Origin of the sequence: Burkholderia sp. Bp8991 (assembly GCF_003853795.1) — a bacterium.
Taxonomy (GTDB): domain Bacteria; phylum Pseudomonadota; class Gammaproteobacteria; order Burkholderiales; family Burkholderiaceae; genus Burkholderia.
The window spans coordinates 41,348-53,724 of record NZ_QTQJ01000036.1 but is presented as its reverse complement, the minus strand read 5'-3'; the positions used below and the strand labels follow the sequence as shown (position 1 = coordinate 53,724).

Annotated in this window: 10 protein-coding genes; 6 read left to right on the top strand and 4 right to left on the bottom strand. The window is 70.8% G+C overall.

Translation table 11 applies throughout. The annotated features are described in order from the left end of the window. Positions 1 to 19 precede the first annotated feature (19 nt). Both DIE02_RS29830 and eutC read left to right on the top strand, forming a co-directional pair. Entirely contained in the window at positions 20 to 1,417 is a 1,398-nt protein-coding gene (locus tag DIE02_RS29830; protein ID WP_124486839.1) for an ethanolamine ammonia-lyase subunit EutB, read from the top strand. Continuing rightward, a complete protein-coding gene (gene eutC / locus DIE02_RS29825) occupies positions 1,414 to 2,208 on the top strand; it encodes an ethanolamine ammonia-lyase subunit EutC (protein WP_124486840.1) in 795 nt (264 codons plus the stop codon). The genes DIE02_RS29830 and eutC overlap by 4 nt, the downstream gene beginning before the upstream one ends. A 36-nt stretch (positions 2,209 to 2,244) precedes the next feature. Here eutC and DIE02_RS29820 read toward each other — a convergent pair whose 3' ends face one another. Next, a complete protein-coding gene (locus DIE02_RS29820; protein WP_044848388.1) occupies positions 2,245 to 3,129 on the bottom strand; it encodes a LysR family transcriptional regulator in 885 nt (294 codons plus the stop codon). A gap of 150 nt (positions 3,130 to 3,279) precedes the next feature. On the opposite strand from DIE02_RS29820, the gene DIE02_RS29815 reads away from it, so the two are divergent. Next, positions 3,280 to 4,887: an MFS transporter gene (locus tag DIE02_RS29815; protein WP_124486841.1), complete on the top strand. Its 1,608-nt coding sequence runs from the start codon at positions 3,280 to 3,282 to the stop codon at positions 4,885 to 4,887. A gap of 277 nt (positions 4,888 to 5,164) precedes the next feature. Here the strand turns inward: DIE02_RS29815 and DIE02_RS29810 are convergent, their stop codons facing one another. Next, the gene (locus tag DIE02_RS29810) at positions 5,165 to 5,593 is read right to left on the bottom strand and encodes a pyridoxamine 5'-phosphate oxidase family protein (protein ID WP_124486842.1); all 429 of its coding nucleotides are present in this window, start codon (positions 5,591 to 5,593) and stop codon (positions 5,165 to 5,167) included. Positions 5,594 to 5,910: 317 nt separating this feature from the next. On the opposite strand from DIE02_RS29810, the gene DIE02_RS29805 reads away from it, so the two are divergent. The 3 genes from DIE02_RS29805 (at position 5,911) to DIE02_RS29795 (ending at position 9,482) form a co-directional block, all read left to right on the top strand. Continuing rightward, entirely contained in the window at positions 5,911 to 7,437 is a 1,527-nt protein-coding gene (locus DIE02_RS29805; protein ID WP_124486843.1) for an aldehyde dehydrogenase family protein, read from the top strand. A 279-nt stretch (positions 7,438 to 7,716) separates the two neighbouring features. Beyond that, positions 7,717 to 8,262 (top strand): hypothetical protein, encoded by a 546-nt coding sequence (locus tag DIE02_RS29800; RefSeq protein ID WP_124486844.1) that lies wholly within the window; start codon positions 7,717 to 7,719, stop codon positions 8,260 to 8,262. Between the two features lie 185 nt (positions 8,263 to 8,447). Beyond that, the gene (locus DIE02_RS29795) at positions 8,448 to 9,482 is read left to right on the top strand and encodes a helix-turn-helix domain-containing protein (RefSeq protein ID WP_044848383.1); all 1,035 of its coding nucleotides are present in this window, start codon (positions 8,448 to 8,450) and stop codon (positions 9,480 to 9,482) included. A 66-nt stretch (positions 9,483 to 9,548) separates the two neighbouring features. On the opposite strand, the gene DIE02_RS29790 is transcribed toward DIE02_RS29795, so the two are convergent. Together DIE02_RS29790 and DIE02_RS29785 are read right to left on the bottom strand one after the other, a co-directional pair. Then, positions 9,549 to 10,637, bottom strand: coding sequence for an ADP-heptose--LPS heptosyltransferase (locus DIE02_RS29790; protein ID WP_124486845.1), 1,089 nt, complete (start codon positions 10,635 to 10,637; stop codon positions 9,549 to 9,551). A 2-nt stretch (positions 10,638 to 10,639) separates the two neighbouring features. Then, positions 10,640 to 12,343, bottom strand: a complete 1,704-nt coding sequence (locus DIE02_RS29785) for a thiamine pyrophosphate-binding protein (protein ID WP_124486846.1) — start codon at positions 12,341 to 12,343, stop codon at positions 10,640 to 10,642. Positions 12,344 to 12,377 lie beyond the last annotated feature (34 nt).

Genomic DNA, 12,377 nt, shown 5'->3' with positions numbered 1-12,377 from the left:
TGGCAAGGAGATTCGAACGATGTCCTACACGGAGACGATCGGTCCGCGCACGTACCGTTTCGCGGACCTGAAGACGCTGCTCGCGAAGGCGAGCCCGCTGCGCTCGGGCGACCAGCTCGCCGGCGTCGCGGCGGCGAGCGAGGAGGAGCGCGTGGCCGCGAAGATCGCGCTCGCGGGCGTGCCGCTGAAGGCGTTCCTGAACGAAGCGCTGATTCCGTACGAACACGACGAGGTCACGCGCCTGATCCTCGACGATCACGACGCGGCCGCGTTCGCGGAGATCTCGCACCTCACCGTCGGCGACTTCCGCAACTGGCTGCTGTCGCCGGCTGCCGACGGTGCCGCGCTCGAACGGATCGCGCCGGGCCTCACGCCCGAGATGGTCGCGGCCGTGTCGAAGCTGATGCGCAACCAGGACCTGATCGCGGCCGCGCGCAAGCGCCGCGTCGTCACGCGCTTTCGCAACACGGTCGGGCTGGCCGGCCGGATGTCGGTGCGGCTGCAGCCGAACCATCCGACCGACGACGTGAAGGGCATTGCCGCGTCGATGCTCGACGGGCTGATGTACGGCTGCGGCGACGCGATGATCGGCATCAACCCGGCGACCGACAGCCTCGCGGCGATCGTGAAGCTGCTCGCGATGATCGACGGATTCCGCGAACGCTACGGCGTGCCGACCCAGTCGTGCGTGCTCACGCACGTGACCAACACGATCGCGGCGATCGAGAAGGGCGCGCCGGTCGACCTGGTGTTCCAGTCGATCGCGGGCACCGAGAAGGCCAACGCGAGCTTCGGGATCTCGCTCGGGCTGCTCGGCGAGGCGCGCGAGGCCGCGTTGTCGCTCAAGCGCGGCACCGTCGGCAACAACCTGATGTACTTCGAGACGGGGCAAGGCAGCGCGCTGTCGGCGAACGCGCACTTCGGTGTCGACCAGCAGACCTGCGAGGTGCGCGCGTATGCGGTCGCGCGCAAGTTCGATCCGTTCCTCGTGAACACGGTGGTCGGCTTCATCGGGCCCGAATACCTGTACGACGGCAAGCAGATCATCCGCGCGGGGCTCGAGGATCATTTCTGCGGCAAGCTGCTCGGCGTGCCGATGGGCTGCGACATCTGCTACACGAATCACGCGGAAGCCGACCAGGACGACATGGATACGCTGCTGACGCTGCTGGGCGCGGCCGGCATCAACTTCATCATGGGCATCCCGGGCGCGGACGACGTGATGCTGAACTATCAAAGCACGTCGTTTCACGACCAGCTCTACGTGCGCGAGGTGCTCGGCCTGCGCCGCGCGCCCGAGTTCGAGGAATGGCTGGAGACGATGGAGATCGCCGACGCGCACGGCGCGCTGCGCGCCGCGAGCGCGCGCGTGCCGCTGCTCGCGGGCGCGAACGACTGGATGGGGATTTCGGCATGAGCGACGCCGTCGAAAAGAACCCGTGGGCGCAGCTGAAGTCGTTCACGAACGCGCGGATCGCGCTCGGCCGCGCGGGCAGCAGCCTGCCGACCGCGCCGCTGCTCGCGTTCAACCTGTCGCACGCGCAGGCGCGCGACGCGGTGCACCAGCCGCTCGACGCGGACGCGCTGCGCCGCGAGATCGACGCGGCCGGCTTCGCGACGCTCGGCGTGCAGAGCGCGGCGCCCGACCGCCAGCACTACCTGCGCCGGCCCGATCTCGGCCGCAAGCTGTCCGATGACGGACGCGCGCTGCTGGCCGGCTACGGCGCGGCGCTCGACGACGCGCCGGAGGTGGTGTTCGTGGTCGGCGACGGGCTGTCGGCGTTCGCGGCCGCGAAGCAGGCGCTGCCGCTGCTGCAGGCCGTGTGCCCGCGGCTCGAAGCGGACGGCTGGCGGATCGGCCCGGTGGTGGTCGCGACGCAGGCGCGCGTCGCGCTCGGCGACGAGATCGGCGAACTGCTGCGCGCGCAGGTCGTCGCGATGCTGATCGGCGAACGGCCGGGGCTCAGCTCGCCGGACAGCCTCGGCGTGTACCTGACCTGGGCGCCGAAGGTCGGCTGCCACGACGCACTGCGCAACTGCATCTCGAACGTGCGGCCCGAAGGGCTGCCGCATGCCGCGGCCGCGCACAAGCTGCATTACCTGATGACGCACGCGCGCCGGCTCGGCCTCACGGGCGTCGGGCTGAAGGACGACAGCGATGCGCTGTTGCCGCAGGCGGAAGCGGAGCGGATCGGCGCGGATTGGTGAGGATCGATGGCGCGACCGCGCCGTCCGTCTACTTGTCTACTTGAACAGCCGCTCGCACAGGAAGTCGACGAACACGCGCAGCTTCGGCGACAACTGCCGGCTCGACGGCCACACGATCGAGAACTGCCCCGGCGCGATCCGGTAGTCGTCGAGCACCGTGACGAGCGCGCCCGTGTCCAGCGCGTCGCGCGCGAGGAAATCGGGCATGTAGCCGATGCCGAGCCCCGCCATCACCGCGCCGCGCAGCGCTTCCATGTTGTTGCAGGTCATCGCGGTGCGCAGCTTCAGCGGCGTGCCGTCGTCGGCGGCGAGCGCCCAGTCTTGCAGCTTGCCGGTGGTCGGGAAACAGTAGCGCACGCAATCGTGCGCTTCGAGATCGCGCGGCGCCCGCGGCGTGCCGGCCTGCGCGAGATACGCGGGCGTTGCGCACAGCACGAACGCGAACGGGCCGAGCCGCCGCGACATCAGGCTCGAATCCGACAGCGGGCCGCTGCGGATCACCGCGTCGAAGCCGCCTTCGACGACATCGACCATCCGGTCGTTGAAATCCAGGTCGAGCTCGACGTCCGGATAGCGCTGCCTGAATTCGGGTAGCACCGGCAGCAGGAACCGGTAGCCGATCACCGGCAGGCTCACGCGCAGCTTGCCGCGCGGGCGCTGGGCGGCGGCCGTCACGGTCGCCTCCGCATCGCGAAAATCCTCGAGGATCCGCTGGCAGCGTTCGTAGAAATGGCGCCCTTCGTCGGTCAGCGTGACGCGCCGCGTCGTGCGGTTGAACAGGCGCACGCCGAGCGACTGCTCGAGCCGCGCGATCGTCTTGCCGACGGCGGACGCCGAGATGCCGAGCGCGCGGCCGGCCGCGACGAAGCTGAGCGCTTCGGCGGTGCGGACGAAGGCGGCGATGCCGTTCAGGTTTTCCATCGACGTAGGCGGGCGAGCGGATGCGATGCGGTGAATTGAGGAATTTTAGTCCGTTATATACGGAGTAACGCATTGTTTTTCGGTGATTGAATCGAAATTATCCTTGATCGCGCTTGAGGCGCATCCGCGCCGGCTTTTCGAGGAGCAATGATGGATCACCCGTTTTCAGCCGATTCAGCCACATCGGCACGCCGGCGCGCGTGGGTGCTGGCCGCCGTCTGCATGGCCGCCGTCGCGCTGCCGCTGTCGTTTTCGGGCGGCGCGGTCGCGACGCCCGCGATCGGCCGCGACCTGCACGGCGGCCCGGTCGCGATGAACTGGATCACCAACGCGTTCATGCTCGCGTTCGGCAGTTTCCTGATGGCGGCGGGCGCGCTGGCCGACCAGTTCGGCCGCAAGCGCGTGTTCGCGATCGGCGTCGGCGGCTTCACGCTGATGTCGGTTGCGCTCGCGTTCGCGCCGTCGATGCTCGCGGTCGACCTGCTGCGCGGCGCGCAAGGGCTCGCGGCGGCCGCGGCGCTCGCGGGCGGCACGGCCGCGCTGGCGCAGGAGTTCGACGGCGCGGCGCGCACGCGTGCGTTCAGCCTGCTCGGCACGACCTTCGGCATCGGGCTCGCGTTCGGGCCGGTGCTCGCCGGCTCGCTGATCGCGCACGGTGGCTGGCGTGCGATCTTCGTCACGGGCGCGGCGGCCGGCACGCTGTCGCTCGGGTTCGGGCTGCCACGCATGCACGAGTCGCGCGATCCGCACGCGACGGGGCTCGACTGGCCCGGCACCGCAGCGTTCACCGCCGCGCTCACGCTGTTCACGTTCGGCGTGATCGAGGCACCCGCGCGCGGCTGGACGCATCCGCTCGTCGTTGTGCTGCTGGCGGGCGCGGCGCTCGGCGCGTGCGCATTCGTCGCGATCGAGACGCGCGTCGCGCGGCCGATGCTCGACCTCTCGCTGTTCCGGATTCCGCGCTTCGTCGGCGTGCAGGTGCTGCCGGTGTCGACCTGCTGCTGTTACATCGTGCTGCTCGTCGTGCTGCCGCTGCGCTTCATCGGCATCGACGGTTTCAGCGAAATCGACGCGGGCTGGCTGATGCTCGCGATCTCCGCGCCGATGCTCGTCGTGCCGCTCGTCGCGGCGACGCTCACGCGCTGGCTGTCGGCCGGCGTGATCTCGGGGCTCGGGCTCCTGCTCGCGGCGGCGGGCCTCGTGTGGCTGGGCGTCGCGCTGCGCGGCGGCGCGGGGCCGGCGGCGATCGCGCCGATGCTCGCGATCGGCGTCGGGGCCGGCATGCCGTGGGGGCTGATGGACGGGCTGTCGGTCGGCGTCGTGCCGAAGGAGCGCGCGGGGATGGCGACCGGGATCTTCAGCACGACGCGCGTGGCGGGCGAGGGGATCGCGCTCGCGATCGCCGGCGCGGTGCTGGCGACCCTCGCGCACGCCGATTTGCGGCAGGCGGCGACGGGAACATCCGACGCGACGCTGCGGGCGGCCGCGCGCCTCGCGACCGGCGATCTCGCCGGTGCGGCGGCCGGGTTGCCGGGCGTCGGTCGTGCGGCGCTGCTCGCGAGCTATGTGCATGCATTCGATCGGCTGCTGATCGGGCTCGCGGTCGTCACGGTGCTGTGTGCGGTGGTGGTGTTCGCGTTTCTCGGTGCACGGCCGGCAGTGGCGAAAGCGCGCGGCGATGACGGCGAGCAGGCGCATACCGACGCGCGGGCGCGTCGCCGGACCGAACCGGCTTGCGTGGAAGCAAGCGGGCGGTGAGTGTGCGGTGAGCGGGGCGTCGTCGGGGGCGTGCAGGTCGACAATCGCGGACCGCGCGCCCGGGCATTTTGCGATGGCGCGAATCCGCGTACCGACGATCGGCCCCGTGCGAATGACCGTAGAGCGTTGCGTCGCCGGGCACACGTTCATCGGGAACGGCGCCGGCGCGCTCCTGCACCGACGACTCACCCGGCGCGTCACGTTTGCGCAAGCGGCCGCAGCGCCTCATCGGCCCATGCGCGCCCGCCTTGCCGCGACGGCGGCATGGTGCGGCGACTCACGCCAGCACGAGCGGCGGCAATTCCGCATCGGCCCGCGCGTGCGCGCTTTCCACGTCAACGACCACATAACGCAGCGCATCCGGCCACAGCTGCGCGCGGCTTCCCGCCTCTTCGTCGATCGTCGCGCGCCCCTGCACGAGCCACGTCGTCTGCCGGACGAAATCGACGAACAGCAGCGCGATCGCCGGATTCACGAGCAGGTTGCCGATCGTGTTGAACAGGTTGTTGCCCGCGAAGTCGGGCAGCACGAGCGTGCGGCGATCGGGCAGGTCGACGAGCGGGGCGAACGAACCGTCCGCGCGCGGCTGCCGGCCGCGATACGAGCAGTCGGCGTCGCCCGCCGCGTTCGCGGTCGCGACGATCAGGAATGCCTGTTCATGGATGAACGCGACGACATCGTCGCTCAAGGGGCCCGGTTGGTTCATGGTTCGGTCGGCGCGTGGCCGATGCGTGCGGATCCGCGTTCCGCACGCAAGCGACATGCCATGCGGCGAGCGTGACGCGCAGCGGTGCGTGCGCAGCTGCGCTGTGAAAAATCCGAACACCCGTCGTACCCGCTGTGCCGTCCCGGTGTTCAGAATCGGGACACTCGTGTTCGATGCGCCGGCATCGCCCCCGGCGGGCGCCCGGACGCACCGCTCCTGTTCCGTTTCCGCCCGGTTTGGCACGCATGTTGCGTAAACCGTGCAGCGCGATCCAACCGGCGCTGCATTCACACAAGCACGATGAACAGGAGACATGTATGAACCCGTTTGACCTGAAACAACTGGGCCTCGACGTCGAATACCCGTACCGTCAGCAGTACGACAACTACATCGGCGGCAAGTGGGTTCCGCCGGTGAAGGGCGAGTATTTCGAGAACGTGTCGCCGATCAACGGCAAGCCGTTCTGCCGCGTGCCGCGTTCCAGCGCCGACGACATCGAGGTCGCACTCGATGCCGCGCACGCCGCGCGCCGCAAGTGGGGCAAGACGTCGGTCACCGAGCGCGCGAACCTGCTGCTCGCCGCCGCCGACCGGATGGAAAAGAACCTGAAGCTGCTCGCGGTGGCCGAGACGATCGACAACGGCAAGCCGCTGCGCGAGACGATGGCGGCCGACCTGCCGCTCGCGATCGACCACTTCCGCTATTTCGCGGGCTGCATCCGCGCGCAGGAAGGCGGCATCTCCGAAATCGACGACAACACCGTCGCGTATCACTTCCACGAGCCGCTCGGCGTTGTCGGCCAGATCATCCCGTGGAACTTCCCGCTGCTGATGGCCGCGTGGAAGCTCGCACCGGCGCTCGCGGCCGGCTGCTGCGTGGTGATGAAGCCGGCCGAGCAGACGCCCGCGTCGGTGCTGGTGCTGATGGAGCTGATCGGCGACCTGTTCCCGGCCGGCACGATCAACATCGTCAGCGGCTTCGGCAAGGAAGCGGGCGAGGCGCTCGCCACCAGCAAGCGGATCGCGAAGATCGCGTTCACCGGTTCCACGCCGGTCGGCAAGCACATCCTGCGCGCGGCGGCCGAGAGCCTGATCCCGTCGACGGTCGAACTGGGCGGCAAGAGCCCGAACATCTTCTTCGCCGACGTGCTCGACCAGGACGACGCGTTCCTCGACAAGGCGCTCGAAGGCCTCGCGATGTTCGCGCTCAACCAGGGCGAAGTGTGCACGTGCCCGTCGCGGATCCTGATCCAGGAATCGATCTACGAACGCTTCATCGAGAAGGCTGTCGCGCGCGTCGAGCGCATCAAGGGCGGCCACCCGCTCGACCTGCAGACGATGATCGGCGCGCAGGCGTCGCAGCAGCAGCTCGACAAGATCCTGTCGTACATCGACATCGGCCGCGACGAAGGCGCGCAATGCCTGACGGGCGGCGAGCGCACGGCACCGGCCGCCGACCTCGGCACGGGCTATTACGTGAAGCCGACGATGCTGTTCGGCAACAACAAGATGCGCGTGTTCCAGGAAGAGATCTTCGGGCCGGTCGCGTCGGTGATGACGTTCAAGGACGAGCAGGAGGCGATCGAACTCGCGAACGACACGTTCTACGGGCTCGGCGCGGGCGTGTGGACGCGCAACGGCACGCGTGCGTACCGGATGGGCCGCGAGGTCGAGGCCGGCCGCGTGTGGACCAACTGCTACCACCTGTACCCGGCGCACGCGGCGTTCGGCGGCTACAAGCAGTCCGGCATCGGCCGCGAGACGCACAAGATGGCGCTGTCGAACTATCAGCAGACGAAGTGCCTGCTGGTCAGCTACCAGGCCGAGGCGCTCGGGTTCTTCTGATCGCCGCAGCAGGGGGCGAAGTGCCGGGGCCGGACGGCGGCGACGCGTCCGGTGCCGGCTTGCCGTGGAAGGTGCGGCGGTCGGGCGCTGGCTGTCCAGCCTTCGGCCGTCGGGCGGCGTCCGCGGCGAGGCGGCAATGCGCTGGCGCCGGTTCGTCCGGCACTTCGCCGTTTTCGTGTTCCGATCTTCGATACGGGCGTCGGCATTCGCACCGGCCGGTGCGCGTTCGCGCCCGTATCGTGCCCGTATCGCACCCCGATGGCCCCGACGGAAACCAGCATGTCAGAACTGCCCGGATCCTATCCGCGTCACCCGGTGTTTCACGCGGGCGAGCTCGACGCGCATCACCGCTTCGGCGTCGCCGACGAAGCCGAGCGGATGAGCGACGTCGTGACGACGCGGCTGAGCATCGGTGTGCGCCAGTTCGTCGAATCGCAGCCGTTCATGTTCGTCGGCACGGCGAGCGGCGGCCCGGCCCCGTCGCGCATGACCTGCGACATCGTGCAGGGCATGCGCGACGCGAACGGGGATCTATGGCCGGTCGTGCGCGTGATCGACACGAAGACGCTGCGCTTCGCGCTGCCGGCGCACGGCGGCCACCGGCTCGATGCGCTGGCGTGCGACGGCTGCGGCGTCGGGCTGCTGTTCATCGATTTCGTGCGCGGCATCCGCTACCGGATCAACGGCCGCGCGACGTTGCGCACCGATCTGCCGGAAGCGGACGCGGCGCCCTGGCCGGCGGGCAGTCCGATCGTCGAACTGGCGGTCGCGCAGGCGTACGGCAACTGCGGCACGCGGGTCGTGCGGTTGCGGCCGGGCGCGTAGCGCGTCGCCGGGCGGCCGGCGGCACGCATGCCGCACCCGCGCGGTGCGCGGCATGCCGCCTCCGGGTGCGCCCGCATGGCGCGCATCGGCCGCACGGCGTTGAATGACGGGCTTGTCGCCGGACAACGCGGATCGGCACGGGACTTGCGTGTTGGACGTGGTCCCGGGCGGGTGAGGAGAACATGATGGGTCAACGAGTGGAGTGCATGGCCGAGCCGACGGCCGAGGACACGCGGTGCAGCGCGCAGGGCGACGACGCGCTGGCCGGCCAGGCCGTGGTCAGCGTCGCGCACGACGCCGACGAGCAGGCGCGCAACCTGATCGGCTGGCGGCAGACCTACGACCAGCTCGCGGCCGGCCGCTTCGTCGGCACGCTGACCGAGCTGCCGCTCGACACGATGAAGCTGTTTCGCGAATCGACCAGCCACCTGCTGCGGCAGGCGTGCGAGGTGCGCGGCGACGCGTACTGGTTCGGCATCCCGCTGACGAGCGACGGCACCGCGCGGGTCGATGCGTGCCGCATCGGCCCCGGCGCGCTCGCGTTCCGGCCCGGCAACGTCGAATTCGAATTGCTGACACCCGCGCAGTTCTCGATCTACGGCGTGGTCGTGCGCGGCGACGTGCTGCGCCGCTACGCGGAGGAAGTCGAACACCGTGCGCTCGACGAGCGGCTGTTCGCGCAGCGCGTGATCCAGATCGGCGATATGCGGCTCGCGCGCCTGTGTGCGCTGCTCGGCGGCCGCCTCGACGGCGCGGCGGCCGCGGGCGGGCCGCTGCCCGACGCACAGCGCGACGACCTGCAGGCCGAGGTGCTGGCCGCGCTGTTCGACGCGTGTGCGCAACCCGCTGACGACGGCGCGGGCGGCGCCCCGTCGACACGGCGCTGGATCGTCGAGCAGGCGCGCGAGTACGTGCTCGCACACCGCACGCGCCCGGTCGGCGTGCCCGAGCTGTGCGAGCAGTTGCACGTGAGCCGGCGCACGCTGCAGTACTGTTTCCAGGACGTGCTCGGCATGGCGCCCGCGACCTATCTGCGCACGCTGCGGCTGAACGGCGCGCGGCGCGACCTGTGCGGGCGGGCGGCCGGTTCGGTGCAGGACGTCGCGGAGGCGTGGGGCTTCTGGCACCTGAGCCAGTTCGCGACCGACTATCGGCGGCTGTTCGGCAAGCGGCCGTCGGAGACGCTGCGCGAGCGGGCGGTGACGGTGGCGGCCGGGTGAGGCGGGCGGCGGCGCGCGGATGCCGCGGTGCGTCCGGTCATCCGGGCGACTCCCTTTTCTCCATCCCTATCCGGCGGTAGCCGCCGCTTCGCGCGGTGCAGGCCACGGCAAGGCATCCCAGTCGATCGCCCGGTAAGCGGCTTCGACCGCCGCGAGGTCGTCCGGCCGCTCGCTGCGATGCAGCCCGTGCAATGCGTCCGGCACATCGAGCGCGACCGGTACGCAGTGCGGATAGTCGCGCACGCGCAGCGCCGGGCCGATCGTCGTGAAACAGCCGAGCGTCGGCACGTCGAAACCGTCGGCGAGATGCAGCGCGGCCGTGTCGGGCGCGAACAGCACGCTCGCCCCCCTGACCCAGGCAATGAAGCGCGCGGTATCGGCCGCGTCGCGGCTCACGTCGACATAGGCCGGATGCGCGACGGGGCCGAAGCCGACCACCGGCAGCCCGTAACGCCGCGCGAGCCGCTCCACGAAAGCCGCGCGCAGCGCCGGCGGCACGCTGCGCACCGCGGTGCTCGCGCTCGGGCAGAACAGCACGTACGGCCGCCGCCATTCGGCCGGCAGGGCGGGCAGGGGCAGCCGCGCGAGCCAGCGATTGCGCTTCGCGGTGGCCGGCACCGTGGCCGGGTCCGTGCCGAGCGCGTCGAGGAAGAAGTCGATCATCGGTTGTCGCGCGAAAGCGGGCCAGTACAGGTGATTGCCGAGATCGATGCGCGGCGCGTGCTCGGGCAGTGCGTCGGCGGCGCACGGCAGCGCACGCGACGGCGCGACGACGTCGGCGGCGAGCGCATACAGCGCGTCGACGTAGCGCGGCGCGCGGGCCGGCCGGTAGAGCGTGAAGCGCAGGCCGGGATGCATCGCGCGCAGCGCGGCGAGCGCGGTCAGCCCGATCACCGAGTCGCCGAGCGCGACGCCCATTCCGTTGATCACGTACACGTCCGCCGTGCGGCCGTAGTCGAGCCGGAACGGCCGGTGGGCGGCGTGCAGCAGGCCGAGCGCCGGTGCGGCCGGCACGTGATCCTCCGCGGGGCCGCCGCCGTGCTCGAGGTCGTAGGGGGCGACGAGCGTGCCGTCGGGCGCGAGCAGCGTGCCCGGATGCGTCAGCGCGTCGTCGCGCGACAGCGCGAGGCCGGCCGGCGCGGCGCGCATTTCCATGATCACGCGCCGCGCGCGCGGCGGCCCTGCTCGCGGATTTGCTCGAGCGTCGCGGCCGGCGTGCTGGCGTCCTGCGGGATGCGGATCTCGATCAGCGCCGGCAGCCCGCAGGTCAGTGCGCGCTCCAGTGCCGGCGCGAAGTCGGCGGTGCGCTCGACCGTCTCGCCATGCGCGCCGAACGCGCGCGCATACGCGGCGAAATCGGGGTTCGTGAGCCCGGTGCCGTGCACGCGCCCCGGATAGTTGCGCTCCTGATGCATGCGGATCGTGCCGAAATGCCCGTTGTTGACGACGATGGCGACGATGTTCAGCCCGTACTGCATCGCGGTCGCGAGTTCGTTGCCGGCCATCATGAAGCAGCCGTCGCCGGCGAGCGCGACGACGGCCCGCGACGGATACAGCGACTTCGCGGCGAGCGCGGCGGGCAGCCCGTAGCCCATCGCGCCGCTGGTCGGCGCGAGCTGCGAGCGAAAGTGCCGGTACGCGAAGTGGCGATGCAGCCAGATCGCGTAGTTGCCGGCGCCGTTGGTCAGGATCGCGTCGTGCGGCAGGCGCTCGCGCAGCTGCACCATCACGTCGCCGAGCTGGACATCGCCGGGCATCGGCAGCGGCGCGTGCCATTCGCGGTACGCGCGGTGCGCGTCGGCGGCCGTGCCGGCCCACGCGGGGTGCACCGGCGGTTCGAGCGCGGCGAGCGGCGCCGCGATTTCCGGCATCCCGGACACGATCGGCAGGTCGGCCGCATACACGCGGCCGAGCTCGTCCGCGCCCTGGTGCACGTGGATCAGGGTCTGGCGCGTCTTCGGGATGTCGAGCAGCGTGTAGCCGCCCGTCGTCGCTTCGCCGAGACGCGGGCCGAGCACCAGCAGCAGGTCGGCGTCGCGGATCCGCTTGGCGAGCGCGGGATTGATCCCGAGGCCGACGTCGCCCGCGTAGTTCGGGTGCGCGTTGTCGAAGGTGTCCTGGAAGCGGAACGCGCACGCGACCGGCAGTTGCCAGCGCTCGACGAAGGTGCGCAGGTTCGCGCATGCGTCGGGCGTCCAGCCGCTGCCGCCGACGATCGCGAACGGCCGCTCGGCGCGCGCGAGCCGTTCGCGCAGCTCGTCGACCTGCGCGGCCGACGGCGACGCCGCGACGCGTTTCGCGGCCGGCACGACGGGCTGCGGCGCGCACGCGTCGGACAGCACGTCCTCGGGCAGCGCGAGCACGACCGGGCCGGGCCGGCCGGACGTCGCGACGTGGAAGGCATGGCTCAGGTATTCGGGAATGCGGCGCGGGTCGTCGATCTGCGCGACCCATTTCGCCATCTGGCCGAACATCCGGCGGTAGTCGATTTCCTGGAAGGCTTCGCGGTCGAGGTGCTCGCGCGCGCACTGGCCGACGAACAGGATCATCGGCGTCGAATCCTGGAATGCGGTGTGCACGCCGATCGACGCGTGGGTCGCGCCGGGCCCGCGCGTGACGAACGCGATGCCGGGGCGGCCGGTCAGCTTGCCGACCGCTTCCGCCATGTTCGCGGCCGCCGCTTCGTGGCGGCAGACGACCGTCTGGATCCGCGCGGTGTCGTCCGCCAGCGCATCGAGTACGGCGAGAAAGCTCTCGCCCGGCACGCAGAACACGCGTTCGACGTGATTGGCGAGCAACGCATCGACGAGCAGTCGCGCGCCGGTGGTGGCGCGCGGCTCGAGATCCTTGGAATGCGACATGGGCTGCCGTCTCCCTGGGTAGCGGGATGTACAG

What these genes read in the sequence shown, in the direction of transcription:
- DIE02_RS29805 (WP_124486843.1), top strand. Translation starts at nt 5,911, where the DNA reads ATGAACCCGTTTGACCTGAAACAACTGGGCCTCGACGTCGAATACCCG.
- eutC (WP_124486840.1), top strand. Translation starts at nt 1,414, where the DNA reads ATGAGCGACGCCGTCGAAAAGAACCCGTGGGCGCAGCTGAAGTCGTTC.
- DIE02_RS29815 (WP_124486841.1), top strand. Translation starts at nt 3,280, where the DNA reads ATGGATCACCCGTTTTCAGCCGATTCAGCCACATCGGCACGCCGGCGC.
- DIE02_RS29795 (WP_044848383.1), top strand. Translation starts at nt 8,448, where the DNA reads ATGGGTCAACGAGTGGAGTGCATGGCCGAGCCGACGGCCGAGGACACG.
- DIE02_RS29790 (WP_124486845.1), bottom strand. Translation starts at nt 10,637, where the DNA reads ATGGAAATGCGCGCCGCGCCGGCCGGCCTCGCGCTGTCGCGCGACGAC.
- DIE02_RS29820 (WP_044848388.1), bottom strand. Translation starts at nt 3,129, where the DNA reads ATGGAAAACCTGAACGGCATCGCCGCCTTCGTCCGCACCGCCGAAGCG.
- DIE02_RS29830 (WP_124486839.1), top strand. Translation starts at nt 20, where the DNA reads ATGTCCTACACGGAGACGATCGGTCCGCGCACGTACCGTTTCGCGGAC.
- DIE02_RS29800 (WP_124486844.1), top strand. Translation starts at nt 7,717, where the DNA reads ATGTCAGAACTGCCCGGATCCTATCCGCGTCACCCGGTGTTTCACGCG.
- DIE02_RS29785 (WP_124486846.1), bottom strand. Translation starts at nt 12,343, where the DNA reads ATGTCGCATTCCAAGGATCTCGAGCCGCGCGCCACCACCGGCGCGCGA.
- DIE02_RS29810 (WP_124486842.1), bottom strand. Translation starts at nt 5,593, where the DNA reads ATGAACCAACCGGGCCCCTTGAGCGACGATGTCGTCGCGTTCATCCAT.